Origin of the sequence: Ruegeria sp. HKCCD6428, assembly GCF_013110595.1 — a bacterium.
Lineage (GTDB): Bacteria > Pseudomonadota > Alphaproteobacteria > Rhodobacterales > Rhodobacteraceae > Ruegeria.
This window is the reverse complement of the sequence record NZ_WVQX01000001.1, coordinates 363914-388165: the sequence shown is the minus strand read 5'-3', so window position 1 is coordinate 388165 and position 24252 is coordinate 363914. Positions and strand designations below refer to the sequence as shown.

The 24252-nt window shown below is 58.4% G+C and carries 24 protein-coding genes; 16 read left to right on the top strand and 8 right to left on the bottom strand.

All coding sequences use genetic code 11. The features are described from left to right. Positions 1-53: 53 nt before the first annotated feature. A complete protein-coding gene (locus tag GS620_RS01860; protein ID WP_152457765.1) occupies positions 54-632 on the bottom strand; it encodes a lytic transglycosylase domain-containing protein in 579 nt (192 codons plus the stop codon). Between the two features lie 203 nt (positions 633-835). On the opposite strand from GS620_RS01860, the gene ssb reads away from it, so the two are divergent. Both ssb and GS620_RS01850 read left to right on the top strand, forming a co-directional pair. Beyond that, positions 836-1324: a single-stranded DNA-binding protein gene (gene ssb, locus GS620_RS01855; RefSeq protein ID WP_152457764.1), complete on the top strand. Its 489-nt coding sequence runs from the start codon at positions 836-838 to the stop codon at positions 1322-1324. Between the two features lie 18 nt (positions 1325-1342). Next, positions 1343-2413, top strand: a complete 1071-nt coding sequence (locus GS620_RS01850; protein WP_171613798.1) for a site-2 protease family protein — start codon at positions 1343-1345, stop codon at positions 2411-2413. 9 nt (positions 2414-2422) lie between these two features. Here the strand turns inward: GS620_RS01850 and aroB are convergent, their stop codons facing one another. Both aroB and GS620_RS01840 read right to left on the bottom strand, forming a co-directional pair. Continuing rightward, complete coding sequence (aroB, locus tag GS620_RS01845) at positions 2423-3535, bottom strand: 3-dehydroquinate synthase (RefSeq protein ID WP_171613797.1); 1113 nt, start codon at positions 3533-3535, stop codon at positions 2423-2425. Continuing rightward, positions 3536-4123: a shikimate kinase gene (locus GS620_RS01840; protein ID WP_171613795.1), complete on the bottom strand. Its 588-nt coding sequence runs from the start codon at positions 4121-4123 to the stop codon at positions 3536-3538. It lies immediately after the preceding gene. A gap of 79 nt (positions 4124-4202) precedes the next feature. On the opposite strand from GS620_RS01840, the gene GS620_RS01835 reads away from it, so the two are divergent. The 10 genes from GS620_RS01835 (at position 4203) to GS620_RS01790 (ending at position 16067) form a co-directional block, all read left to right on the top strand. Beyond that, positions 4203-4352, top strand: a complete 150-nt coding sequence (locus tag GS620_RS01835; protein WP_171228604.1) for a hypothetical protein — start codon at positions 4203-4205, stop codon at positions 4350-4352. Beyond that, a complete protein-coding gene (locus tag GS620_RS01830; RefSeq protein ID WP_171613793.1) occupies positions 4342-5862 on the top strand; it encodes a hypothetical protein in 1521 nt (506 codons plus the stop codon). Before GS620_RS01835 ends, GS620_RS01830 begins: the two co-directional genes overlap by 11 nt. A gap of 2 nt (positions 5863-5864) precedes the next feature. Beyond that, the gene (locus GS620_RS01825; protein ID WP_171168470.1) at positions 5865-6821 is read left to right on the top strand and encodes a site-specific tyrosine recombinase XerD; all 957 of its coding nucleotides are present in this window, start codon (positions 5865-5867) and stop codon (positions 6819-6821) included. 63 nt (positions 6822-6884) lie between these two features. Continuing rightward, entirely contained in the window at positions 6885-8192 is a 1308-nt protein-coding gene (locus GS620_RS01820; protein ID WP_171328669.1) for an HlyC/CorC family transporter, read from the top strand. A gap of 19 nt (positions 8193-8211) precedes the next feature. Continuing rightward, on the top strand, positions 8212-8370 hold the full coding sequence (locus tag GS620_RS01815) for a hypothetical protein (RefSeq protein WP_171231771.1): 159 nt from the start codon (positions 8212-8214) through the stop codon (positions 8368-8370). Positions 8371-8607: 237 nt separating this feature from the next. Next, positions 8608-11025: an FAD-dependent oxidoreductase gene (locus tag GS620_RS01810; protein ID WP_171613791.1), complete on the top strand. Its 2418-nt coding sequence runs from the start codon at positions 8608-8610 to the stop codon at positions 11023-11025. Between the two features lie 31 nt (positions 11026-11056). Next, the gene (locus tag GS620_RS01805; RefSeq protein WP_171204621.1) at positions 11057-11656 is read left to right on the top strand and encodes an NTP transferase domain-containing protein; all 600 of its coding nucleotides are present in this window, start codon (positions 11057-11059) and stop codon (positions 11654-11656) included. 750 nt (positions 11657-12406) lie between these two features. Continuing rightward, complete coding sequence (locus GS620_RS01800) at positions 12407-13843, top strand: DegQ family serine endoprotease (RefSeq protein ID WP_171204620.1); 1437 nt, start codon at positions 12407-12409, stop codon at positions 13841-13843. 180 nt (positions 13844-14023) lie between these two features. Further along, on the top strand, positions 14024-14704 hold the full coding sequence (locus GS620_RS01795; protein ID WP_171168480.1) for a response regulator transcription factor: 681 nt from the start codon (positions 14024-14026) through the stop codon (positions 14702-14704). Further along, on the top strand, positions 14697-16067 hold the full coding sequence (locus GS620_RS01790) for an ATP-binding protein (protein ID WP_171613789.1): 1371 nt from the start codon (positions 14697-14699) through the stop codon (positions 16065-16067). Before GS620_RS01795 ends, GS620_RS01790 begins: the two co-directional genes overlap by 8 nt. Here GS620_RS01790 and GS620_RS01785 read toward each other — a convergent pair. From GS620_RS01785 to GS620_RS01775, 3 genes are read right to left on the bottom strand one after another with little or no spacing between them, the layout of a single operon-like run. Further along, entirely contained in the window at positions 16064-16531 is a 468-nt protein-coding gene (locus GS620_RS01785) for a CYTH domain-containing protein (protein WP_171613787.1), read from the bottom strand. The two genes, GS620_RS01790 and GS620_RS01785, sit on opposite strands and share 4 nt — an antisense overlap. Further along, positions 16528-17283, bottom strand: coding sequence for a ParA family protein (locus tag GS620_RS01780; protein ID WP_171613785.1), 756 nt, complete (start codon positions 17281-17283; stop codon positions 16528-16530). Before GS620_RS01780 ends, GS620_RS01785 begins: the two co-directional genes overlap by 4 nt. Before the next feature lie 3 nt (positions 17284-17286). Beyond that, entirely contained in the window at positions 17287-18807 is a 1521-nt protein-coding gene (locus GS620_RS01775) for a CHAD domain-containing protein (RefSeq protein ID WP_171613783.1), read from the bottom strand. A gap of 305 nt (positions 18808-19112) precedes the next feature. Between GS620_RS01775 and GS620_RS01770 the strand changes: the two genes are divergently transcribed. Next, entirely contained in the window at positions 19113-19460 is a 348-nt protein-coding gene (locus tag GS620_RS01770) for a TfoX/Sxy family protein (RefSeq protein WP_171168488.1), read from the top strand. A gap of 54 nt (positions 19461-19514) precedes the next feature. On the opposite strand, the gene ndk is transcribed toward GS620_RS01770, so the two are convergent. Then, on the bottom strand, positions 19515-19937 hold the full coding sequence (gene ndk, locus GS620_RS01765; RefSeq protein ID WP_068334875.1) for a nucleoside-diphosphate kinase: 423 nt from the start codon (positions 19935-19937) through the stop codon (positions 19515-19517). Between the two features lie 114 nt (positions 19938-20051). After that, complete coding sequence (locus GS620_RS01760) at positions 20052-21254, bottom strand: multidrug effflux MFS transporter (protein ID WP_171228882.1); 1203 nt, start codon at positions 21252-21254, stop codon at positions 20052-20054. 106 nt (positions 21255-21360) lie between these two features. On the opposite strand from GS620_RS01760, the gene GS620_RS01755 reads away from it, so the two are divergent. Genes GS620_RS01755 through GS620_RS01745 form a run of 3 tightly spaced genes read left to right on the top strand, consistent with a single transcriptional unit; the run spans position 21361 to position 24217 of the window. Continuing rightward, positions 21361-23211: an ABC-F family ATP-binding cassette domain-containing protein gene (locus tag GS620_RS01755; protein ID WP_171613781.1), complete on the top strand. Its 1851-nt coding sequence runs from the start codon at positions 21361-21363 to the stop codon at positions 23209-23211. After that, complete coding sequence (locus tag GS620_RS01750) at positions 23208-23597, top strand: ACT domain-containing protein (protein WP_171613779.1); 390 nt, start codon at positions 23208-23210, stop codon at positions 23595-23597. The genes GS620_RS01755 and GS620_RS01750 overlap by 4 nt, the downstream gene beginning before the upstream one ends. A 2-nt stretch (positions 23598-23599) precedes the next feature. After that, positions 23600-24217 carry a MarC family protein gene (locus GS620_RS01745; protein ID WP_152457746.1) on the top strand — a complete coding sequence of 206 codons (618 nt, stop codon included), beginning with the start codon at positions 23600-23602 and terminating at the stop codon, positions 24215-24217. Positions 24218-24252 lie beyond the last annotated feature (35 nt).

Below are 24252 nucleotides of genomic sequence, written 5' to 3'. Positions count from 1 at the left end.
TGGACTGGTTGCGTCGGATCAAGAACCGGACGTTCTGCGCCGCGGCATCGGGTTTAACCGCCCCAGATTACCTTCACGTAGTTCTGGGTTTCCTTGTATGGCGGTATGCCGCCATGCTTTTCCACCGCTTTTGGGCCGGCATTGTAGGCGGCCAAAGCCAGTGGCCAGGATTTGAACTTGCGATACTGCCAGGACAGGTATCTGGCCCCACCTTCGAGATTCTGCTTGGGGTCATGCGGGTTGACCCCCAGAAGCTCGGCGGTCTGAGGCATCAATTGCGCCAATCCCAGAGCACCCTTGTGAGACTTCGCGTGAGGGTTCCATCCGCTTTCCTGCTGAACAAGGCGAAGGAACAAGTCTTCGGGAATGTTGTGAAGGCGGGCAGCCTGTTTCGCCAGATCCAGATACTGGCCGCGATACTTGCCAGTATATCGCTTGCCGGTATGCGCACGGGATGTCTTGGGTTTCAACCTCGCGGAGTCGCGATACTGCGTCGCCGCACGGGAATCCAGAATCTTGGACTGCTTGAGGAAGATATCCTTGCGGCTTTTGGTAGATAGAGTTTGCGCCTGCACAGGCAAAACGGCCAGCACAAGGCAGACAACAGAAAACCCAGCAACCCAAGAACGCATCAATGCCTATCCTGCTCGATAAGAAACCAGTCGGATTATAGGTATTCCCACAAAAAATGAAAGCTTGGTAAAGGCCAAAGTAAGACTCTTGCCCAACACTGTTGTATCTACTGTTTTCATCCATGATGCAGGCCGTATAGGGTCTCACGAAACAAGTCGCGCCAGATTCGGCGCACATACGCGAAAACAGAACGAGGAATTACATGGCGGGTTCAGTCAACAAGGTCATTCTGGTAGGTAATCTTGGCCGCGACCCCGAGGTCCGGTCGTTCCAGAACGGCGGAAAGGTTTGCAATCTGCGCATTGCCACGTCAGAGAACTGGAAAGACCGCAACACGGGCGAACGCCGCGAACGCACGGAATGGCACTCGGTCGCAATCTTCTCGGAACCGCTGGCCCGTATTGCAGAGCAATACCTGCGCAAAGGCAGCAAGGTTTATATCGAAGGCCAGCTGGAAACCCGAAAATGGCAGGATCAGTCCGGGCAAGACCGTTATACAACCGAGGTTGTTCTGCGCCCCTACCGCGGTGAATTGACCTTGCTCGACAGCCGCGGCGAAGGCGGCGGCAGCGGCGGTGGTTACGGCGGCGGCCAAGCCGGTGGCAGCGGGTACGGAGATCCTTACGGCGGTCCGTCCAGTTCCCCGGCACCGGCATCGGGTGGAATCGACGACGACGAGATTCCGTTCTAGAAAATTCGGAGACACGACATGACATGGTCCTTTTCTCTCGGCCGGTTGCTCGGGTCCGAACTGAGGGTCCATGTCACGTTTTTCCTGCTTCTGGCCTGGGTGGGCTTTGCGGCCTATTCCGCCGGTGGCCTGCCGGCCGCCATAGACAACCTGTTGTTTGTTCTGGCCTTGTTTGCCTGTGTGGTCGCGCATGAATTCGGTCATGCCCTCATGGCGCGGCGCTTTGGAATCAAGACCCCAGACATAACATTGTTGCCGATCGGCGGGTTGGCCCGGCTTGAAAGGATGCCGGAAAAACCGATGCAAGAAGTGCTTGTGGCACTTGCAGGTCCGGCGGTGAACATCGTGATCTGGGTCATACTGGTCGCCTTCGGAGCAGGAGTGCCGATCGAGACGCTTTCCCAGATCGATTCACCGGGTATCGGGTTTCTGAAAAGGCTGGCCTACATCAACCTGCTGCTGGCCGTATTCAACATGATCCCGGCCTTCCCCATGGACGGAGGGCGCGTGTTCCGCGCCCTTCTGTGCCTGCGCATGGACCGCGTCAAAGCAACACGGGTGGCTGCGGTCGGAGGTCAGATCGTTGCGGTGGGTCTGGGGTTTTTGGGGCTGAGTTCAGGCAACCCGTTTCTCGTGCTCATCGCCGTGTTCGTGTTCATCGCCGCCAACGCCGAAAGCCAGGACGTCGCCCTGCGCTCCGCAGCGCGCCGGGTACTGGCCCGGGACGCGATGATCACCGAGTTTCACGCGCTTTCCCCCGACGATACGCTGAGTACCGCGGCGCAAGCCGTGATTCACACCACTCAGCACGAATTCCCTGTATTGGACTCAAGCCAGGCCCTGTTGGGATTCGTCACGCGCGAACGGCTGTTTGCTGCGCTGGCAAGTGATCAACCCAGATCAGCGCCCGCCACGTCGATCATGGACGCGGCGGTCCCCGCAGTTTCGCTTACCACCGGGCTCGAGACCGTTCTGGAGCACTTGCACAACGGCGCTCCGGCCATTGCTGTGGTCACTCGGGGTGGTCGCATGATGGGTTACATCACGCGCGAGAACATCGGTGAACTGATGGTCATTCAGGGGCGCTAGGCCTTCAGGTCAAGCCGTGGCAAGCGCATCCGACAGGACCGAAAGAACCGCATCTTTCGGCACATCTGAGGTCACGAACGCTTCTCCGATCCCACGCGCCAGAATAAACCGAAGCTGGCCATCCACGACTTTCTTGTCCTGTCCCATAAGATCCACCAGCGCCTCGGCGCTTGGCAATTCGCCCGGAATATCGGCCAGATCCGTCTTCATCCCCATCGCGCGCAAATGCGCGCGCACCCGGCTTGGGTCCTCTTGCGAACACAAACCCAGGCGCGATGACAACTCAAACGCCAGCGCGCAGCCAATTGCCACACCTTCGCCATGCAGAAGGCGGTCGGAATATCCCGTCGCGGCCTCCAGGGCGTGGCAGAACGTGTGACCCAGATTGAGAAGAGCCCTGTCACCTTGTTCGGTTTCATCCCGCGCGACGATGTCGGCCTTCATTTGCACCGAGCGCGTCACCGCGTGTACCCGGGCCGCCATGTCACCCGAGGAAACGCTTGGCCCGTGCGCCTCAAGCCAATCAAAGAATTTCGCATCGCCAAGCAATCCGTATTTCACGACCTCGCCATAGCCCGACAAGAAGTCTCTTTGGGTCATGGTCCCCAGAACAGAGGTATCCGCAAGAACCAGAGACGGTTGATGAAACGCGCCGATCAGGTTTTTGCCCAGTGGTGCGTTGATCCCGGTCTTTCCACCGACCGAGCTGTCCACTTGCGCCAGCAATGACGTTGGAATCTGCACAAAGCGAACACCGCGCCGCAAAACCGCCGCTGCAAAGCCTGCCAGATCTCCGATGACGCCGCCCCCCAAGGCCACGACGACATCCCGGCGTTCGACTTTTTCCGCGAGCAGCCACTCGACGGCGCGCTCGAAATGCGGCCAGCTTTTGGTTGCCTCTCCGGCGGGCAGCGCCAGCGCGGTCATCTCGATCCCCGCGGCATTCAGCCCGGCGCGCAGCGCCTCAAGATGCAGACCGGCCACGTTTTCATCCGTCAAAACCGCGACTTTTGGCCGGGCCAGAAGTGGTGATATCCAGCCCCCTGCCCGCGTCAGAAGATCCGGACCGATTTCAACATCATAGGATCGGTCACCCAGGTCCACATGTACTGTTTGGTGCATTTATTTGAGTTCCAAAACATCAGGGCGCGCCAACAGAGCGTCGACAACGCGGCCTACCATATTTTCGATCGAGGTCTCGCCATCCGAATCCACTGTCAGATCGGCCTCAGCATAAACCGGCACGCGGGCCTCGTAGAGGGATTTCAGCGTCGCATAGGGATCGTCGGTGCGCAGCAGAGGACGGGTGTCTTTGTGGCGCACACGGTTCCACAGAACGTTCAGGTCCGCACGCAGCCAGACGGCAGCGCCCTTTTCGGCGATGATGCGACGGTTTTCCGGCTGGAGAAACGCCCCCCCACCCGTTGAAAGAATGCCTTTTTGTTCATCCAGCAAGCGCCCGATGACCTGCGATTCCTTGGTGCGAAAGAAAGGTTCACCGTCACGCTCAAAGATTTCAGGAATGGTCATGTTGGCGGCTGATTCGATCTCGGCATCGCTGTCCAGAAACGGAACACCCAGACGTGCGGCCAACGCGCGACCCACCGCAGTCTTGCCAGCCCCCATCATCCCCACCAGAACCACGGTTTTGTGCAGATCAAAACGACCCTGTGTGTCTGTTGAATGTGTGTTATGCTTAATTTCGCTCATTTAAACGTGAATGACGTGATCTTGGGAAAAATGCCAGTTATAACTTGGCCAAAATCAAAAATTGAGGCAGCGTGGGGCCATGGGCCGACTGATCAAATTCCTGATATATGTTCTTTGCCTGGTGTTCATTGGGCTGGTCGCCTACGCCTATCTTGGCCCATTCTTTGGCGCGGATTTTTCTGCGCCTCAAAGTGAAATCCGCGAACCGGTCGTATTGGATGTCAACTAAACAGGCGCTGTTGGCGGTCTTTCTGGCGGGATCGGCACATGCGCAGACCCCGTTATCCGCGATCGAGTGGCTTGCGGATCCGCCGGAAAACCTGCCCGGAACCGTATTGCTGGAACCGCCGGTGGCACAGAACGGCGGATTGCCCGAAATTGAGGTCACGCCGCTTGAAGCGTTGTCGCAACCTTTGGGCCTGGTCGCATCATCCGTCACCGGGTTGCCCGTGGATTTGTGGCAAGGCAGCGATGCGAACCGGCTGGCGGAACTGATCGCGAAGACGCCCGTTCGCGACAACCCGGCCATGCAACGCCTGTTGTTTACATTGCTTCTGTCGGAAACCCGGGCACCGGCGGGCCCTGATGCGCAAGAGATCATGCTGCTGGCGCGGCTGGACCGTCTGATGCAACTGGGCGCGGCTGATCCTGTGCAATCGCTGGTTCAACTGGCCGGGCCGACCGATACACAGGATCGGTTTCAGCGCTGGTTTGACGCAACGCTGCTGACCGGTGATGAGGATCGCAGCTGCACCGCCCTTATCGCCGAACCGCATCTGTCAACGGACTACGCCGCGCAAGTGTTCTGCAAAGCCCGACGCGGTGATTGGGCATCGGCCGCGTTGACGCTTGAGGCAGCGCACGCCCTGGACATTCTGCCACCGGAAGAGCTGGCGGTTTTGGATCGTTTTCTAAGCCCTGAACTCTATGAAGGCGCGGCTTATCTGCCCCAACCTGAAAACCCGGATCCATTGAGTTTCCGACTGTTCGAAGCGATCGGAGAACGGCTTCCTTCCGCCTCGTTGCCACGCGCTTTCGCCAATGCGGATCTTCGGGATGTGGCCGGATGGAAAGCGCAGATCGAAGCCGCCGAACGGCTTACACGCATTGGCGCCTTGACGCCCAATCAATTGCTTGGCCTTTATACCGAAAGGTCCCCGGCAGCGTCCGGCGCAGTTTGGGACCGGGTCGCGGCCATCCAACGATTTGAAAGCGCGTTGGATACGCGAAACGCTGAAGCTATCGGAAAAACGCTGCCACCGGTCTGGCAGCAGATGCGCAGCGTCGGGCTTGAAGTGCCCTTCGCCGAATTGTTCGCCGAGCGTCTGTCGAAGGTTTCGCTGTCGGTGCCGGCGACTGAAAACCTGCGCTGGCGCATTCTGATGCTGTCTGGCCTGTACGAACAGGCTGCGCAATCAGCACCGGACAACTCGATCGATACCCTGTTTCTTGCGGCGCTGGCGCAGGGTGATCCGGGGCGGGCGGTTTCTCCTTCTCCGTTGGCGGACGCGGTTTCTCAGGGGTTTGCATGGGCGGCACCCGCACCCAACGACATTGACGCCTTACTGGACAACGGTCAGCTTGGTGAAGCCATACTGGAAGCCATGCAGCTGTTTGCGCATGGTGCACGGGGCAATCTGGTGGATCTGACCGCAGCAATTGCAACCTTCCGACGCGTGGGCCTGGAAGACACCGCGCGGCGTGCTGCGCTGAGCCTGTTGATCCTGCAAGAGCGTTGAAGATGGCAATTCCGGCGACAAATGAGCTATGGATTTCGACCTTTCTACAGGCCCAAGCAGCGGAACTTGGCGCGGCGACAAATACCTTGCTGGCCTATGGGCGCGATCTGAAAGACTTTGCGTCCTGGTTGCAGCGCATGGGATCCGGATTCGATCAGGCAGATCGTGATCAGATCGAGGCCTATCTGATCGACTGCCAGGCACAGGGCTTGTCACGTTCCACCCGCGCGCGGCGATTGTCGGCGATAAAACAGCTGTACCGCTTTGCGTTCGAGGAAGGCTGGAGCGAGACGAACCCCGCCATCCAGATCAAAGGTCCGGGGCGACAGAAGCGACTGCCCAAAACGCTGGACGTGCCCGAAGTCGACCGTCTTCTGGCAGCCGCCCGACAAACCGGGCGCAGCAAGGCTGATCGCGTACGCAATACCTGTTTGATGGAAGTGCTCTACGCCACCGGGATGCGTGTGACCGAACTTGTCTCCCTGCCTGTTTCCTCGGCCCGTGGCGATCCGCGTATGCTGTTGGTGATGGGCAAAGGCGGCAAGGAACGCATGGTGCCCCTGTCCCCACCGGCGCGGGATGCTTTGGCTGCCTGGTTGACCGCGCGGGACGAAGCCGAAGACCAGACCGTCGAGAAAGGCGGTCAAAGGTCTCGTTTTCTGTTTCCGTCGCGCGGCAAGTCCGGCCACCTGACACGGCACAGGTTTTTTCTGCTGGTCAAGGAACTGGCCGTTCAGGGTGGCGTTTCACCCGAGAAAGTAACCCCGCATACCCTGCGCCATGCCTTTGCCACGCATCTGCTGGCCAACGGCGCTGATCTGCGTTCGATCCAGACCTTGTTGGGTCACGCCGACGTTGCAACGACCGAGATTTATACTCATGTTCTGGATGAACGGCTGTCGGAACTGGTGTTGCAACACCACCCGCTGAGCAAAGACCCTGACGAAGACCGGGGCTAAGCCCTTGATCCAGCAGCGCGGCATCCCCATAACGGATGCGTCACCCTAACCCACCAAGGACCAATGGAACCCTCATCTTCTCTGATCGACAGCGCATTCTGGTTTACGTCAGGCGCGATCCTCTTGTTGCTCGTTTTGTCTGGCTTTTTCTCGGGTTCGGAAACGGCGCTTACAGCCTCTTCTCGCGGAAAACTGCGGGCGCAGGCCGACAAGGGATCACGGGGCGCAAAAAAGGCGCTGGAAATCACCGATGACAATGAACGCCTGATCGGCTCGGTTCTTCTGGGCAACAACCTTGTCAACATCCTGGCGGCCTCGCTGGCGACGGCCTTGTTCACCCGTTTGTTCGGCGAAAGCGGCGTGGCGTTGGCGACCCTGGTCATGACTTTGCTGGTGCTGATCTTTGCCGAAGTGCTGCCCAAGACCTACGCCATCACCAATTCCGAAAAGGCCGCGGCGGCTGTCGCGCCGATCATTAGCGTCGTCGTGACGGTGTTTTCACCCATTGTGGCCGCGGTGCGGCTGCTAGTGCGCGGTGTGTTGCGCCTGTTCGGCGTGCAGATCGATCCCGACAGCAACATTCTGGCTGTACGCGAAGAGATTGCCGGCGCCTTGCAACTTGGTCATTCCGAAGGCGTGGTCGAAAAGGAAGACCGCGACCGCATCTTGGGTGCGCTGGATTTGGGCGACCGAACGGTGGAAGAGATCATGCTGCACCGATCGAATATCGAGATGATCGACGCCAATGCCGCCCCCGAGGCAATCCTGAAACAATGTCTGCAAAGCCCCCACACCCGTCTGCCTGTGTTCCGGGACGAGCCGGAAAACATCGTGGGCGTCGTCCACGCCAAGGACCTCTTTCGCGCCATGTATGCGCAGGCAGGCAGCAGCGACGGCGGGACCGACCGTTTGGCAAGCTTTGACATCGGAAAGGTGGCAAACGACCCTTACTTTGTGCCCGAAACCACGACGCTGGACGACCAGATGCGGGAATTCCTGCGGATGCACAGCCATTTTGCATTGGTTGTGGATGAATATGGGTCACTGCGAGGCCTGATCACGCTTGAAGATATTCTTGAAGAAATCGTGGGCGAGATTGCCGATGAGTTCGACATAGACGAAGAGGTTCCGGTAACACGCATCGAAGATGGCCAGTATCTGGTTGAAGGTTCCATGACAATCCGGGATGCCAACAGGGCACTGGACTGGTCTCTGCCGGATGACGAGGCGAACACGCTGGCCGGTCTGGTGATTCACGAGGCCCAGATGATCCCTGACGTCGGTCAGGTGTTTTCGTTCCACGGTTTCCGGTTCGAGGTCACGGCGCGTGAAGGCAACCGCATCACCGGACTGAAAGTGCGCCCCCTGTAGCTCTTGCGATTTTTCTGAAATGTTCCGCGCGCTGCCCAAGCGCCTGTCGTCAACCGAACGACCCAATTGCGCTGAACCGGGCGCGGATACTCCGATCATCGCAAAGTCCGGCCCAAGCACGGAGCTGGGCGAGATGGGCCAGTTTGATCACCCCGACTTTGTTGCCGCCGTGCAATAAAGTGAAAAAGCGGCCTTTCCGGCCGAAAAACCACCGGGCGATGTCGTGCTGAACGAGGCGCAGGCCGTCTGTTTGTTTGCCCTCGGTTACAGGTTTCGACGCACTTTGGCTGCGCGAGAAGGCTGTGCAAATCCAAAGCTGGTGCAATAGGTGACATGCGACACTTGTTGTCGCTAACAGACGAGTAATATCCCCATCGGCTCGACAGTTTTTTTCAAAATCATGGGGAGGAACACTGTGAAAACCACCTGTCAGGTTGCCGTCATCGGGGGCGGCGTCGTCGGTTGTTCGGTGCTCTATCACCTGACCAAGCTGGGTTGGTCCGACGTGATGTTGCTGGAGCGGTCGGAACTGACCAGCGGATCGACCTGGCACGCGGCGGGCGGGTTTCATACGCTGAACGGCGACACCAACATGGCCGCACTGCAAGGCTATACCATCCGCCTGTACAAGGAGTTGGAAGAGATCACTGGCATGTCTTGCGGGCTGCATCATGTGGGCGGCATTACGCTGGCTGACAACCAGGACCGGTTCGACATGCTGCTGGCCGAACGCGCCAAGCATCGCTTTATGGGGCTGGAAACCGAGATCGTCGGCCCCGACGAGATCAAGAAGATCGCCCCTATCACCAACACCAACGGCATCATCGGCGCGCTGTATGATCCGCTGGACGGGCACCTCGACCCCTCGGGCACGACCCACGCCTATGCCAAGGCCGCACGCATGGGCGGGGCCACGATCGAAACCCACTGCATGGTGCGCGAGACCAACCAGCGCCCCGACGGTACATGGGACGTGGTCACCGACAAGGGCACCATCCACGCTGAGCATATCGTCAACGCCGGCGGCCTCTGGGCGCGCGAGGTGGGCGCGATGGCGGGCATCTACTTCCCGCTACACCCGATGGAACACCAATACCTGGTCACCGACAACATCCCCGAAATCGAGGCGATCATCGACGCAGGCGGCGAGCATCCGCACGTCATGGACCCGGCCGGCGAGAGCTATCTGCGGCAGGAAGGGCGCGGCCTGTGCATCGGCTTCTACGAACAACCCTGCAAGCCTTGGGCGGTGGACGGCACGCCGTGGGAGTTCGGCCACGAGCTGCTGCCCGATGATTTCGACAAGATCACCGACTCGATCGAGTTCGCCTATCGCCGTTTCCCGGTTCTGGCCGAGGCCGGAGTTAAATCGGTGATCCACGGCCCCTTCACCTTTGCCCCCAACGGCAACCCGCTGGTCGGGCCGGTGCCGGGCGTGCGCAACTACTGGTCGGCCTGCGGCGTGATGGCCGGGTTCAGCCAGGGCGGCGGCGTCGGTCTGACGCTGGCGCAATGGATGATCGAAGGCGAGCCCGAGCGCGACGTCTTTGCCATGGACGTCGCCCGCTTCGGCGACTGGATCACCCCCGGCTACACCCGCCCCAAGGTGATCGAGAACTATCAGAAACGATTCTCCGTCGCCTACCCCAACGAGGAACTGCCCGCCGCGCGGCCCAACCGCACCACGCCGATGTATGACATATTCAGCGATCTGGGCGCCGTCTGGGGCCAGCAATACGGGTTCGAGGTCGCCAACTATTTCGCGCAAGCGGGCGAACCGAGCTATGAAACCCCGACCTTCCGCCGCTCGGACGCCTTCGCGGCAACCGGCCGCGAGGTACGTGCCGTGCGCGGGGGCGTCGGCATCAACGAGGTGCACAATTTCGGCAAATACCTTGTGACAGGTCCGCGCGCCCGCGACTGGCTGGATCGGATCATGGCCGGGCGCATCCCCGCCCCGGGCCGCCTGTCACTGACCCCGATGCTGTCGCCCAAGGGCAAGCTGATCGGCGATTTCACCGTGTCGTGCCTGGGCGAGGAAGAATTCCAGCTCACCGCCTCCTACGGGGCACAGAACTTCCACATGCGCTGGTTCCGGCAGCATCAGCAAGACGGCGCAACCGTTGAAAACATCTCTGACCGCCGCAACGGCTTCCAGATCGCCGGCCCCAAGGCCCGCGAGGTTCTGGCCGCCTGCACCCGCGCCGATGTCAGCGGCATGCGCTTCATGGACGTGCGCCGCATGGTCGTGGGCATGACCGACTGCATCGTGCAGCGGGTCAGCTATACCGGCGACCTGGGGTTCGAGATCTACTGCGATCCGATGGCGCAGCGCCAGCTTTGGTGGACCCTATGGCAGGCCGGCCAACCGCACGGCATGGTGCCCTTCGGCATGCGCGCGATGATGAGCCTGCGGCTCGACAAGTTCTTCGGCTCGTGGATGCGCGAATTCTCACCCGACTACACCCCCGCCGAAACCCGGCTCGACCGCTTCATCGCCTTCAACAAGCCCGCTGATTTCATCGGCCGAGCCGCCGCCGAGACGGAACGTGCCGACGGCCCCGCGCGCAGGCTGGTGGCCTTCGAGGTCGACGCAGACGACGCCGACGTGAACGCCTATGAACCGATCTGGCTCGACGGCACTGTCGTGGGCTTCTGCACCTCGGGCGGTTATTCGCATTATGCCCGCAAGTCCGTCGCCATCGGTTTTCTGCCAACCGAACGCGCAGCAGAAGGGCTTGAAGTCAAGATCGAAATACTGGGCCAGATGCGCAAGGCAAAGGTCATCTCGACACCCTTGTTTGACGCAGATGGCGCCCGAATGAGGGGATGACTCGCGCTCGGGCCGACGGCATTGTACCGAAATGACTGAAATACCCATTATCCTTCTGGCAGCGGGTCAATCCAGCCGCATGGGTGGCATCGACAAATTGATGCAGCCGATCAACGGTATTCCGTTGGTCGCACGCTCGGCACGCACAGCCTCCGCCGTGGGTCCTGTGATTGTCGCCCTGCCCCCTGAACCAAATCCCAGATATGGCGCACTTGATGGCATGGATGTTCAGATCGTTCCGGTCCGGGATGCGGCAGAAGGCATGAACGCCAGTTTGCGCGCCGCAATCCAAAAACTGCCGCCGGATGCTCCCGCCGCGATGGTTTTGCTGGCCGATCTGCCCGATCTGACTCAGGCTGACTTGGCAACAATCCTGAAAGCGCGACTAACCCATCCCGACTACCTGATCTGGCGTGGTACAACCGAGGATGGAAAGCCCGGTCATCCGGTGGTGTTTGACAGATCCCTTTTTGGTCAACTGTCACAGTTGCAGGGGGACGACGGTGCACAAGAGATCGTGCGGGAGCATAAAGACTTTGTTCATCTGCATCCGCTCCCCGGCCGAAACGCACTTTTGGATCTGGATACCCTGGATGACTGGAAGGCCTGGCGCAAAAAACATGCCCCCTGAACAAACACGGCCCGGTCTTATCGACCGGGCCGGTGCCCAAAACAGGACTACCACTTTGCTCAATCTCCAAAGTGTGGCCAGTGTGCTTTCAGAAACACTCCGACTCCCAAACAGCCAAACCTAAACAAGACCCCCTCGTTAACACGCCGCTATCACTTTTGGTGATCGAGTTAGCCGCCAGCGCCCCCTAGCGCTTTTGGCTCCCCTCACTTGGGCACCTTTATCCTCACTTATCCGATCGCTCGAAACAACGTAAAATTGGAAGGAATGGTTAATTTGGGTCTTCTGCGAATGGCTTTTACGCAACATCGCGCGAGACTAGGATCAACTTAAAGGAGACTCTTCAAATTCGGAAGGGGTAGCGATTCGTGATTAAGCGCAAACTTATTCACCGATATCCGCACTCAAAAAGATTTTTAGTGTGTCAAGCCATGCCTCACACAAACCCACCCACAACCATTGGAAGAGCAGCTTTTTTCTCCATCATTCGGAAGGATGATTGTCAACAAAACAAAACAAATTCAATATTTTTGAAAGTTTGACGCCATTTTTAGCAACAATCCTCCGATTCGCTCTGGTGCGGATCGGTGAAATTCCGCGAATCCCGATCGACGTCGACCGCAACCCAACACCGGCTTTGTGGCAAAATTAAGATTTATTAATTGATCAGTCAGGAAACGCCAATTCTGAGCATGCAACTGTTGTCTCAACGCGCAGCCGCAACTGCGTGACGATAATCAGGAGACACAAATGAGCATCCGCAAATCCTCGCTTCTACTTCCCCGCACTTCCAACTGGGTCGGTGTCAGTACGCTCGGCGCGGCCCTACTGGCAACGACGGCTATCCCGTCCATGGCGGACGAGGCATTGGCCGATCTGGTTGAGACCGTTTCACCCTCGGTCGTAACCATCATCGCTGAACAAGATACAGCGCCGACCCCAACCCAGGGGCAAAACTTTGACTTCGAAGGACACCCTTTTGGTGAATTCTTCAAACGCTTCGGCGGCCCCGAAGGGTTCAACATGCCGCAACGCGGCCCATCCCAGGGCCTGGGTTCGGGATTTGTTCTGGACGAAGCCGGATACATTGTCACCAATCACCATGTCGTCGACAATGCCTCGACCGTGACCGTAAGGCTCAGCGATGACCGTACCTTCGAAGCCGAAGTGGTCGGAACGGACCCGTTGACGGATATCGCGGTTCTGAAAATCGACGCAGGAACTGACCTGCAAGCCGTGGAGCTTGGCGACAGTGACGAGATCCGCGTAGGTGAAGATGTGGTCGCCATCGGCAACCCCTTCGGCCTGAGCTCGACCGTGACCACAGGCATCGTTTCGGCAAAAGGCCGCAACATCTCGGAAGGCCCTTATGCCGAGTTCATCCAGACAGATGCAGCGATCAACAAAGGCAACTCGGGCGGTCCCCTGTTCAACATGGATGGCGAAGTGGTCGGTGTGAACTCGGCCATCTATTCACCCAGCGGTGGTTCTGTGGGGCTTGGATTTGCCGTCACGTCGAACATCGTTGAACACATCGCGGCCGATCTGCGGGATGACGGACAGGTGAGCCGCGGCTGGCTGGGCGTGTCGATCCAGAACGTAAGCCCACAACTTGCGGCAGCGTTGGGAATCGAGGCTTCCTCGGGTGCGCTGGTGTCTGACGTGGTTGCCGGCAGCCCGGCAGACGGCGCCCTGAAGCAGGGAGACGTTATCCTGAGCTTTAACGACGATGCCGTGGAGTCCAGCGGTGACCTTCCCATCCTTGTGGGCACGACCAAGGTCGGCACCGACAGCACTCTGACCGTTTTGCGTGACGGCAAGATGGAAACTGTGACCTTGACGGTTGGCCAGCATCAGGCCGCATCGGCCGAGGCCGACAAACCGGTCGAGGCGGAAGTTGCGGGAACAACACTGGGTGTGACCGTGGCCCCCCTGACCGAAGCGGTTCGGGCAGAAAATGGTGTTGCTGAAACCGTCGAGGGCGTTGTCGTCACCGACCTGAAGCCCGACAGCCCTGCGGCAAAGGCTGGCCTGCAACGCGGCGATGTGATCGTCAAGCTCGGCAATCAGGACACTGTCACTCCGGATGCTTTGAAGGCTGCGCTGGACAGTGAAAAAACCGATCCTGCCCTGGTGCTGATCAACCGTGGCGGCAGCCAGATTTTTGTCGCGGTCGAACTGGCCTGACCTTGAACATGCGTGCGCCGCTTGATGGGGATTTTCGGCGCACGCCTCACCCGGCGGATCAGAGTTGTCCACTATCCGCCGGGCTTGCCGGGTGCCGGCCCAGCACCCGGCAAGAACTTCTTCTAACCATATGCTTTAGTTAAAATTTGTGTTTAAATATCAAAAGAAAGGATCCCGACCATGAGCCGCCGTCTGTTGATCGTCGAAGATGATGCTGACACCAGGGACTTCATCGCCAAAGGTTTTGGCGAAGAGGGGTATGTGGTCGAAACCGCTGCTGACGGTCGTGAGGGGTTGTACCATGCCACGGACGGTGGGTTTGACGCCATTGTTCTTGACAGGATGCTACCCGGTCTGGACGGGCTGTCGCTGATCAAGTCGATGCGGGCCGCCGGTTTGAAAACCCCGGTTTTGATGCTGACGGCGATGAGCGCCGTGGACGAAAGGGTAAAAGGGCTGCGCTCGGGCGCTGACGATTACCTGGTCAAGCCTTTTTCGTTTCAGGAGTTGCACGCCAGAATCGAAGCCCTTTTGCGTCGCCCTCAGGAATCCGAAGAGTCGCCGACATTGACTTGCAAAGACCTTCAGATGGATTTGCTGACCCGCAAGGTCACACGCGACGGGCACGAGATCACCCTGACACCGCGTGAGTTTCAGATTCTCGAATTTTTCCTGCGCCGCAAGAACCGCGTGGTGTCGCGCACCATGTTGCTTGAAGGCGTTTGGGATTATCATTTTGACCCAAACACCAACGTCGTGGACGTGCATATTTCGAAGTTGCGGCGCCAATTGGACGAAGGCGGTGACGCGCCATTGATTGAAACCGTCCGCGGAGCGGGTTACATGATGTCCGATGGATAACCTTCGGCTTTCCCTGAACAATTCCCGCACAAGGCTGGTTGCAACCAGCATGTTTCTGAGCACGATTCTGACGGCGTCTGTACTCGCCATCGTCTATGTGACCGCCAATCGAAGCATCGAGGCCGAAACCCGCTCGGTCGTATCAGCCGAGTTGACAGGGCTTGCGGATGAATACGAAAGGCGTGGGCTGATAGGTTTGATCACTGCAATTGAGCGCCGTTTGCCAAGTGCCGCCGAGCGGGACGCGCTGTATCTTTTGACAGACAGGTTGGGGGTCAAACTTGTCGGCAATCTCAAGTCTTGGCCGGTGAACATTGCCGCTGGAAGCGGTTGGGTGGACTTGGAATTGCGCCGGGCCGACAATGATCAGCTTGTGCCGGTTTCAGCCGCATCCATCCGCCTGCCGGGCGGCGAGCGCCTGCTGGTTGGGCGGGATGCAGCGTCGCGCCAGCAATTCGACAGGGTTTTGTTTCGCTCGGTTGCGTTGGCGCTTGGGATTGCTTTGGTTCTGAGCGTCATCACCGGCTGGTTGTTCACGCGTTTGGTGTTTTTACGCCTTTCGGATATCGCCAGTACGGCCGAGAATATCGTTTCAGGCGATCTGTCAAAACGGATGCCGCTGCGCGGAACCGGGGACGAATTCGATCAGGTTTCAGGCACATTGAACAACATGCTTGACCGGATCGAGGAGTTGATAAGCAACCTTCGGACCACATCTAATTCGATTGCTCATGATCTCCGCTCACCTTTGTCTCGTCTGCGGCAAAGGGTCGAGGCCCTCTCTGAACCCGACAAAAGCGACTTGGATCGCGAGATCGACATTGCGCGGGCGACGGGTGAAATCGATCACGTCCTACGGGTTTTGGGGCAGCTCACCGAAATCTCTCGGGCCGAGGCCGGTCTGGGACGAGAACAATTCGAAACCATCGATTTGCAGCAACTTGTTGGCGATGTTGTCGAGCTTTATGACCCGGTGGCCGCCGATCAAGGCGTGCAGCTTGAAGTCAAGGGTTCCGCCCCTGCCATTCAGGGGCACCGGCCGCTTCTGTCGCAAGCTCTTTCCAATCTGTTGGAAAACGCAATGCGTTACGCGCCGGAACATACTGCAATCACGATCTCGATCGGTACTCGCGACGGTTTCACCCAACTGAGCGTCAGGGATCGTGGCCCCGGCGTGCCGCCTGAAGAACTGGATCGCCTTCAGCTTCCTTTCGTGACACTTGACCCCGCGCGGACGGAACGGAATGCGGGATTGGGCCTGGCTCTGGTGGCCGCAATCTCACATATGCACGGCGGAAAATTCGCCGCCCGGAACTGCGACCCCGGGCTGGAAACCACGATCAATCTGGCACAACTGCGTTAATCCGGAACGCCGTATATCGCCATGGTCTTGTTCTTGTATCGCGTGTCGGCGGTGACATCTGCACCGAACCAATCCGGTGGCACGTATCCTTTGGCCTGCTCCTCCGAAGTGAACTCTACCTCGACCAGGCGCAACGGTGCCAGATCGCCTGAAAAGACGTCCAGCTCGAACAGCAAACCATCCGGCAAATGGCCGGTGTAGCGCTCTTTTTCAACCCTGCGCCCATCGGTTTCCGGCCAGAATGTTTCGAACTGATCCGCGGTGATCTCTGCCTCTCGTTCTACCCGGACCAGGCCACCGACCCCTTTCAAGGTCAGGAAATACGCATCGTTCTTTTGCCTCAGCCGCAGCTCGGTGGAATCGTCGGGGGCCGTCAGATAACCCTGCCTTACGACGGCCTTTTTCGCTTCGCTCAGGTCCGGCAGGCTTGAAACCAGAAACTTGCGCTCGATTTCCTTGCTCATTGGTTCGAAATCACTCCGTTTTCCAGCTCTTCGAACAGCGCCCTGTAAGACGCACAGGCCGCACTGCGCCCGGCATAGGTACAGACCGGGGCACGATACTGACCCATCTTTTCAATATCCGCAGCGAAAGGAACCACCGCCTGCAAAAACCGTTTCGGATACAGCTTGCGCATCTCCTTCATGGTTTCCTGATGCAAAACCTTCCGGTGTTGCACCATCGAAAAAAAGGCGCGCAGCTTTTTCTTGCGCAGCTTGTGTTGTTCAAAAAAGCTTACCAACTGATCGAAACTCCGCTCGGACAGGGTTGTCGGCATGACCGGCACGACGATTTCATCGGCAGCTTTGAAGACATTCTCGGACAAAGTTGAAAAGTTGGGCGGGCAATCCAGAATGATCACGTCATAGTCGCTGCCCGCGGCCATCAAAGCTTTTTTCAGCCGCGAGCGTTTGTTCCGCATCCGCGACAGGAACACGTCGAAGTCGCGAAAGGTCAGGTTCGCCGGCAGCACGTCCAGCCCTTCGAAGTCACTGGCCCGGATCGCCTTGATAAACCGCGCCACATCCTCGAAAAACCGCGCATCCTTCAGTTTTTTTGATGGCTTCACCCGAAAGTAGAACCCTGAAGCGCCCTGGGGGTCGAGATCACACAACAGCACCTGTTGCCCCGCCTGCGCATAGGAATAAGCCAGGTTCACCGAAGTAGCGGTTTTGCCAACACCGCCCTTGTTGCTGTAACAGGCAATGATCTTCATTCCTCACTCCTTTTGTCGGTGAAACAAGTTCTGAAACAGGCGCCGGGTATCTGGCCCGTCAAACTTCTGAAAGCTGGCAATCACGCGGCTCCGCTCGGCCTTTTGGCGCTGATCCAGAACCGCAATCAATCCCCCAACGGCCAGGCCCATCCGCGCATCCACATGGCCCCGCGTGTCGCTGTGCTGCGCGACAAAAGCCGTCAAGGACTCTTGCTGGACAGCGCAGTCGTTGAACACACCCAGATTGTCCTGTAGCTTTTTCAACGGCTTGATGATTGTCTTGAAGCTCTTTTCATCGAACAGAGGCCCAAATATCTCCATCAGATAGCGCAGTTTCTTGCAATCGATACGAAGGTCATGCACGGTTTCGTCCGGAGTTTCGTCGGTGACACCGCGTGCGATTTTGCAGACCTTGCGGTACCGTTTCCAGATCAATGCGCACGCGTATTCATGTGCTGCCCGTATCGCGTTTGATCCGGGCGTCAGGTGATCCGTTCCGTTGAACATCGCCGTCAGATCGGACATACGGGCGTTGTATTCGTCACTGCGCAACCGGCGGGACAAGAGTGACAATTCCTTGGCGCGCTCCTTCTCGAAAAGGTCGAACATCTCTTGCAGGCCCCTGTGAAGACTGGTCGGCACAAGACTGAAGTATTTATCTTTTTCCAGAAGGTAGACATCCAGATCACGCATACGCCCGGTGGCGGCCATGAGATCGGAAAAGACACGCTTCAATTGCACTGTCTGCGCGTCTGAAAATACGCCTTTGAACAGGCTGATCACGGATCGGACCTTTCGCAATGACACCCGGTAATCATGCAGAAACTCTGTGTCGATATCGGCTATCATCCCATATTCGTTTTGCCGGGCAACTTGCAGATATGTTTGAATGATATCTGCCGCGACCTGAATAGATGGCTCAGCTTTTCCCATCTTGATCTCTGGCTTGGCGCGATAGGCGGCCATGCCCGGGAAAAGTCCGGCACAAAGCGCTTCGACACCCGGTCCGCCCCTGGACAAGGCGGAAAACGCGGTGTTCACTTTTTGAAATTCTTTCTGATACCCCCGCAGCCGCTGAAGCTGAACGATTGCTGCCTGACCCGTCTGCGAAGACAGGCACCAAACCGTTCCCCTGACCAGCGTTTTCTCCAGCTCATCCAATATGGCGAGGGGATTCGTCTGAATCTCTCCGGTTCCGATCTGCATCAGCGCACGCAGTTTGGGGAAACCCTTCAAAGCCGCTTTCACCGGACCCTGCGGCAGGTCTTGAACAAACCGCCCCTGCCCCTTGCCGCGTTGAGACAGCGGCGCACGGCCGTTCTGGAAAAGCCACAGTGTTTCTGCGACCTCAACCAGAACACGACCTGAATTCCGCATCGATTGATCGTGGCAATCCAAAAGCACGAAAGATCTCGATTCCGTTGATGGGCCGATCCTGATCGTGAACCCGGGAATGAGCTTTTCAACATGCGCTTTGTCAATGGATTGGGACAGAATGCACTGAACACTTGAAGGTTCGGTCATGATCCACCAATCCAGGGCGTTTTCAGGTGTTCATTGACATTTGTCTCAACGATCTTCTGCACGCTGGTTCCTTCTTCGACGGTTCTGATCCTTCATCACGTTCAGCGTTTTCGGCTTTTACCTTGGTCAGCAGTTTGTCTGGCCCTGGACCCACCCGCTTTTGGTATCTGTTGGCTTTTGAAACCCGGACCGCCGAGGCAGCATGACTTCATGAGAGCGGAAACACCAGAAGACAGCAAGACTTTATGTTTCGCCAACGCGCAAACATGGGTGACAGACCCCAGAGGTGCAATTAAGACAGGCTCATGAGCGATCCAGTTTCTTCGATCCGCAACCTTGGCCCGGCTTTCGAGCAGGCCTGCGCGCGCGCCGGCATCCACTCGGCTGATGAACTGCGACAGCTGGGACCGGATGAAGCCTATGCCCGGCTTTTGCGGGCTGGTACCAAAGCACATTTCATCGGCTACTATGTTTTGGTGATGGGGCTTCAGGGACGCCCCTGGAATGATTGCAAGGGTGAAGAGAAAAAGAAGCTGCGACAACGTTTCGACGCGATCAAGGCCGGCAACAGCGCCGCGCCGGAAAACCGGATGGTTGCCGATCTGGATGCCGTCGGGGTTCGGGTTGAACCCAAAGATCTAAAGCAGGTCTGAACAAAAAAAGGCCGCTCCTGGCAGAGCGGCCCGATCTTTCGGCAAAAAACCGGTTTAGCCGACCAGTTCGATGCCCGAGAAGAAATATGCGATCTCAACAGCCGCTGTTTCCGGTGCATCCGAACCATGGACCGAGTTTTCGCCAACCGATTCAGCAAATTCCGCGCGGATGGTGCCCGGTGCTGCGTCCGCCGGGTTGGTTGCACCCATGACTTCACGGTTCTTCGCAATGGCACCTTCGCCTTCCAGAACCTGAACAACGACCGGAGCCGACGACATGAATTCGCACAGTTCGTCATAGAACGGACGCTCGGCATGTACTTCGTAGAACTTGCCGGCTTGTTCCTTGGTCATGTGGATGCGCTTCTGCGCAACGATACGCAGCCCGGCTTCTTCGAACTTGGCGTTGATCTTGCCAGTCAGGTTGCGACGCGTTGCGTCGGGTTTGATGATCGAGAATGTACGTTCCAGTGCCATGTCGGCCTCTCCTTACAATGTGGCGCGGGTCCGCGCCGAAATCCATCGCGCGCCGCGTACCACGGTCTTTCGCTCATGAAAAGTGTTATGATGGTTTGCCTGCCGCTTTGGCGCTCAGAATGTATCCGGCAAAGGGTCTACCCGGTCCAGACGCCGAACGTAAAGCACTGCAAGCAAACCTGCAAAACTGCTGGCCCACATCATGCCCAGAACCAGAAACGGCCCGTTTTCAGGGCTGACAAACGCTCCCGTCATCGAGGTCAGGATCGCGCCAAGCCCGACCACCATCGCCCCGGACAACCCTGCCGCGCTGCCTGCCAGTTTGGGTCGCACGGACATGACCCCTGCCGAAGCGTTTGCATTGGTCAGTCCATTGCCGAACCCAACGCAGATGGCCGAACCGAAGAATACCCAGACTGACCCCAGCCCGGCGATGAACAGAAGCAATCCGCAGAATGGCCCGGTCGAAGCCACAACGCGGCCGATCAGGATCATTGTGGTCAGACGTGTCCGTGCCGCGATCCGACCAGTAACGAAGTTACCGACCATGAACCCGCCTGTTATGATACCAATCCCAAGTCCCAACATGGCAGGGCTCAGATCAAACCATGCGGCAGCCACCAATGGCGCGCCGGTGATGAAGCTGTAGAACCCACCAATCGAAAACGATGCGCATAAGGCATAGCCCCAGAATCGGCGGGCGCGGAACAGATCCGGATACTCGCGCAATTGGGCTGTAAAGGTTGAAGAGCGGTTTGTATTGGTCTCGCCCATGTCGAACCAAAGCAAAACCAGCAGCCCTGCCCCCAGCACAGTGTAAAGAACAAACCCCGAGCGCCAGCCAAAGAGCATGTCGAGTGTCCCACCCAGCATAGGGCCAAGCATTGGGGCCAAAGCCATGGCCATCGCCACATACCCCAGTTTGCTTGCAGCCTCGTTCGGCGGATACCGATCTCTGATCGATGCGCTGGAAAGAACTGACCCAGCCACCACCGCGGCCTGCAAAAGACGAAAGCCCAGGAACGTCCAAATGGCCTCGGCCAGAGAGCATCCGATTGAGGCGATGACGAAGATGGTGATGCACATCAAAAGTATCGGTCTGCGCCCGTAACGATCGGAAAGCGGACCCATGATCAGCTGCAACACGGCTGAGACCGCCAGATACCCGGCAACCGACAGGTTAACCAAGCCATAATCCACACCGAAATCCGTACTCATGTGGGCCAAAGACGGCAGGAACATGTTCAGTGACAAAACCGACAGTGCCGTGGCAAAAATCAGAGTGACCAAGTGCGGAGGTGTCCGGGCCGCGCGCATGTGAAAACCGTTCCGAATAGCAAACGACACAGCGCTATCACATTGCTTAAAGATTGAACATGCCGAGCCGCTGGCGGAGGCAACACAGCTCTGCTAAGAGCGCCCCATGTTACGGATCGAAGACATCACTTATGCCGTTGAAGGTCGCCCGTTGTTTGACGGCGCAACCGCGACAATTCCCGATGGTCACAAGGTTGGCCTTGTCGGTCGGAACGGAACCGGAAAGACCACGCTGTTCCGCCTGATCCGGGGCGAGTTGGCTTTGGAATCGGGAAATATCTCGGTCCCGAAACGCGCTCGGATCGGTGGCGTGGCGCAAGAGGTGCCCTCCTCTGACGTCTCGCTGATCAATACGGTCCTGGCCGCCGATACTGAACGCAGTGCATTGATGGCCGAGGCCGAAAGCGCCGAAGACCCGACACGTATCGCTGAAATTCAGACACGTCTGGCCGATATCGACGCCTGGTCCGCCGAGGCCCGCGCGGCTTCGATCCTCAAGGGGTTGGGCTTTGACGACGAAGACCAGCAGCGCCCCTGTTCGGATTTCTCGGGCGGCTGGCGGATGCGCGTTGCGCTGGCGGCGGTGCTGTTTTCTCAGCCCGATCTGCTGCTGCTGGACGAACCGACCAACTATCTGGACCTCGAAGGCGCGCTGTGGCTGGAAAGCTATTTGGCCAAATATCCGCACACTGTGATCATCATCAGCCACGACCGCGGCCTTCTGAACCGCGCCGTTGGTTCGATCCTGCATCTGGAAGACCGCAAGCTGACCTATTACGCCGTGCCCTACGATAAGTTCGCGGAACGCCGTGCGGAACGGCTGGCACAGGCGGAATCGGAAAACGCCAAGGCCAAGGCCCGCATCGCACATCTGCAAAGCTTTGTGGATCGGTTCCGCTACAAGGCCTCGAAGGCCGTTCAGGCCCAGTCGCGCCTGAAGATGATCGAACGCATCCAACTGGTCTCGACCCCGCAAGAGGCCGCCCTGCGCGCCTTCAGCTTTCCGGAACCCGAGGAACTGTCTCCACCGATCATCCAGATCGAAGGCGGCGTCACCGGCTATGGCGAAACCGAAGTGCTGCGCCGCCTGAACCTGCGTATCGATCAGGATGACCGTATCGCGCTGTTGGGCAAGAACGGACAGGGCAAGTCGACCTTGTCCAAGCTGCTGTCGGACCGGCTGCCCCTCATGGCGGGCAAGATGACCCGAAGCAACAAGCTGCGCATCGGGTATTTCGCACAGCATCAGGTGGATGAGCTTTACGTGGACGAAACGCCGCTGGACCACCTGCGCCGTCTGCGCCCTGACGAAGCGCCGGGCAAGTGGCGATCGCGACTGGCCGGGTTCGGGTTGAATGCGGATCAGGCGGAAACCGAGGTCGGGCGCCTGTCGGGCGGACAGAAAGCGCGGCTTTCTCTGCTGCTCGCCACGATCGACGCGCCCCATATGCTGATCCTTGACGAGCCGACCAACCACCTTGACATCGAAAGCCGCGAGGCGCTGGTCGAGGCGCTGACGGCTTATTCCGGCGCGGTGGTTCTGGTCAGTCACGACATGCACTTGCTGAGCCTTGTCGCGGATCGACTCTGGCTGGTTTCGGACGGTAGTGTCAAACCTTTCGACGGCGACCTTGAAGCCTATCGGTCCCTGCTGCTGGCGCGCGACAGACCCGCCAGGGAAAAGCCCCGGGCGGTCAAATCGAAACACCCCCCGCGCGAGACGATACTGGCCTTGCGTGCGGATCTGCGCAAATGCGAGGACCGGATCGAAAAGCTGACGGAAATGCATGACAAGCTTTCGACCAAACTGGCCGATCCGGCGCTGTACGAGGACGACAGGATCAACGACCTGGAAACCTGGAACCGCAAGTTCACCGAAGTCACCGAGGCCATGCAAAAAGCCGAGGCATTGTGGGTCGCGGCCGCCGAACGGCTTGAACGGGCGGAAACCGCATGAGCACGCCCATCACGGACACCAACGCCATGATCGCGGGTATGCATCCCGACTTGCAGCCCGGTGAATTTGCCTTTGTCGTATGGCCTGAAGACAAACCCTGGCCACAGGGCACGCGGGCCAGCTGTGCCGAGGCCGAAGGGCTGTCTCTTGTCGTCCCGATCGCGGCGGCTCCGCAAGATGCTGTCGCGATGCGGTGCATCACGTTGCAGGTTCATTCCTCGCTGGAAGGTGTTGGTTTGACCGCCGCCGTTTCCAGCGCGCTGGCACGGGCCGGCATTCCCGCGAACATGGTCGCGGGGTATCACCACGATCACGTCTATGTCCCATCGGGTTGTTCGCAGGATGCCATGCGTATCCTGCAAGACCTGCAACGGAGCAGCAGATAGCAATGGACAGTGCATTTCTGATTACCGCGTTCACAACGCTTTTCGTGGTCCTTGATCCGCCCGCGCAAACGCCGATCTTCGTGGCGCTGACACAGGGTATGGACTGGCACACGCGCCGGTCCATTGCCATTCGGGCCTGCCTGACGGCGGGTTTCATCCTGGCCCTGTTTGCCGCCTTTGGCGAAGCCCTTCTGGGGTTTGTTGGCATCTCGATGGAAGCGTTCCGCGTTGCAGGAGGTGTCCTGCTGTTCCTGACCGCGCTGGATATGCTGTTTGAACGCCGCACCAAGCGACGCGAAAGCAGCGCCGAGGAAGAGGAACACCCGGACCCGTCCGTCTTTCCCCTGGGCATCCCGCTGATTGCAGGCCCCGGATCGATTGCAACGATGATTCTGCTTGCGGGCCAGCAGCCGGGCATTCAGGGCCTTGCTATTGTCATCGGTGTGATGCTGGTTGTGCTGGCAATGGTCTTCGTGATGTATCTGACCTCTGGCGCGGTCGCGCGGGTTTTGGGCAAAACCGGGCTGAACGTGTTGACCCGGCTGCTGGGGATGTTGCTTGCGGCCTTGTCGGTGCAGTTCATTCTCGATGGCCTCAAGGCCTTTGGTTTTGCGTCTTAAACCCCCATATATGTGACGTGCAATTTGAGTGGGGT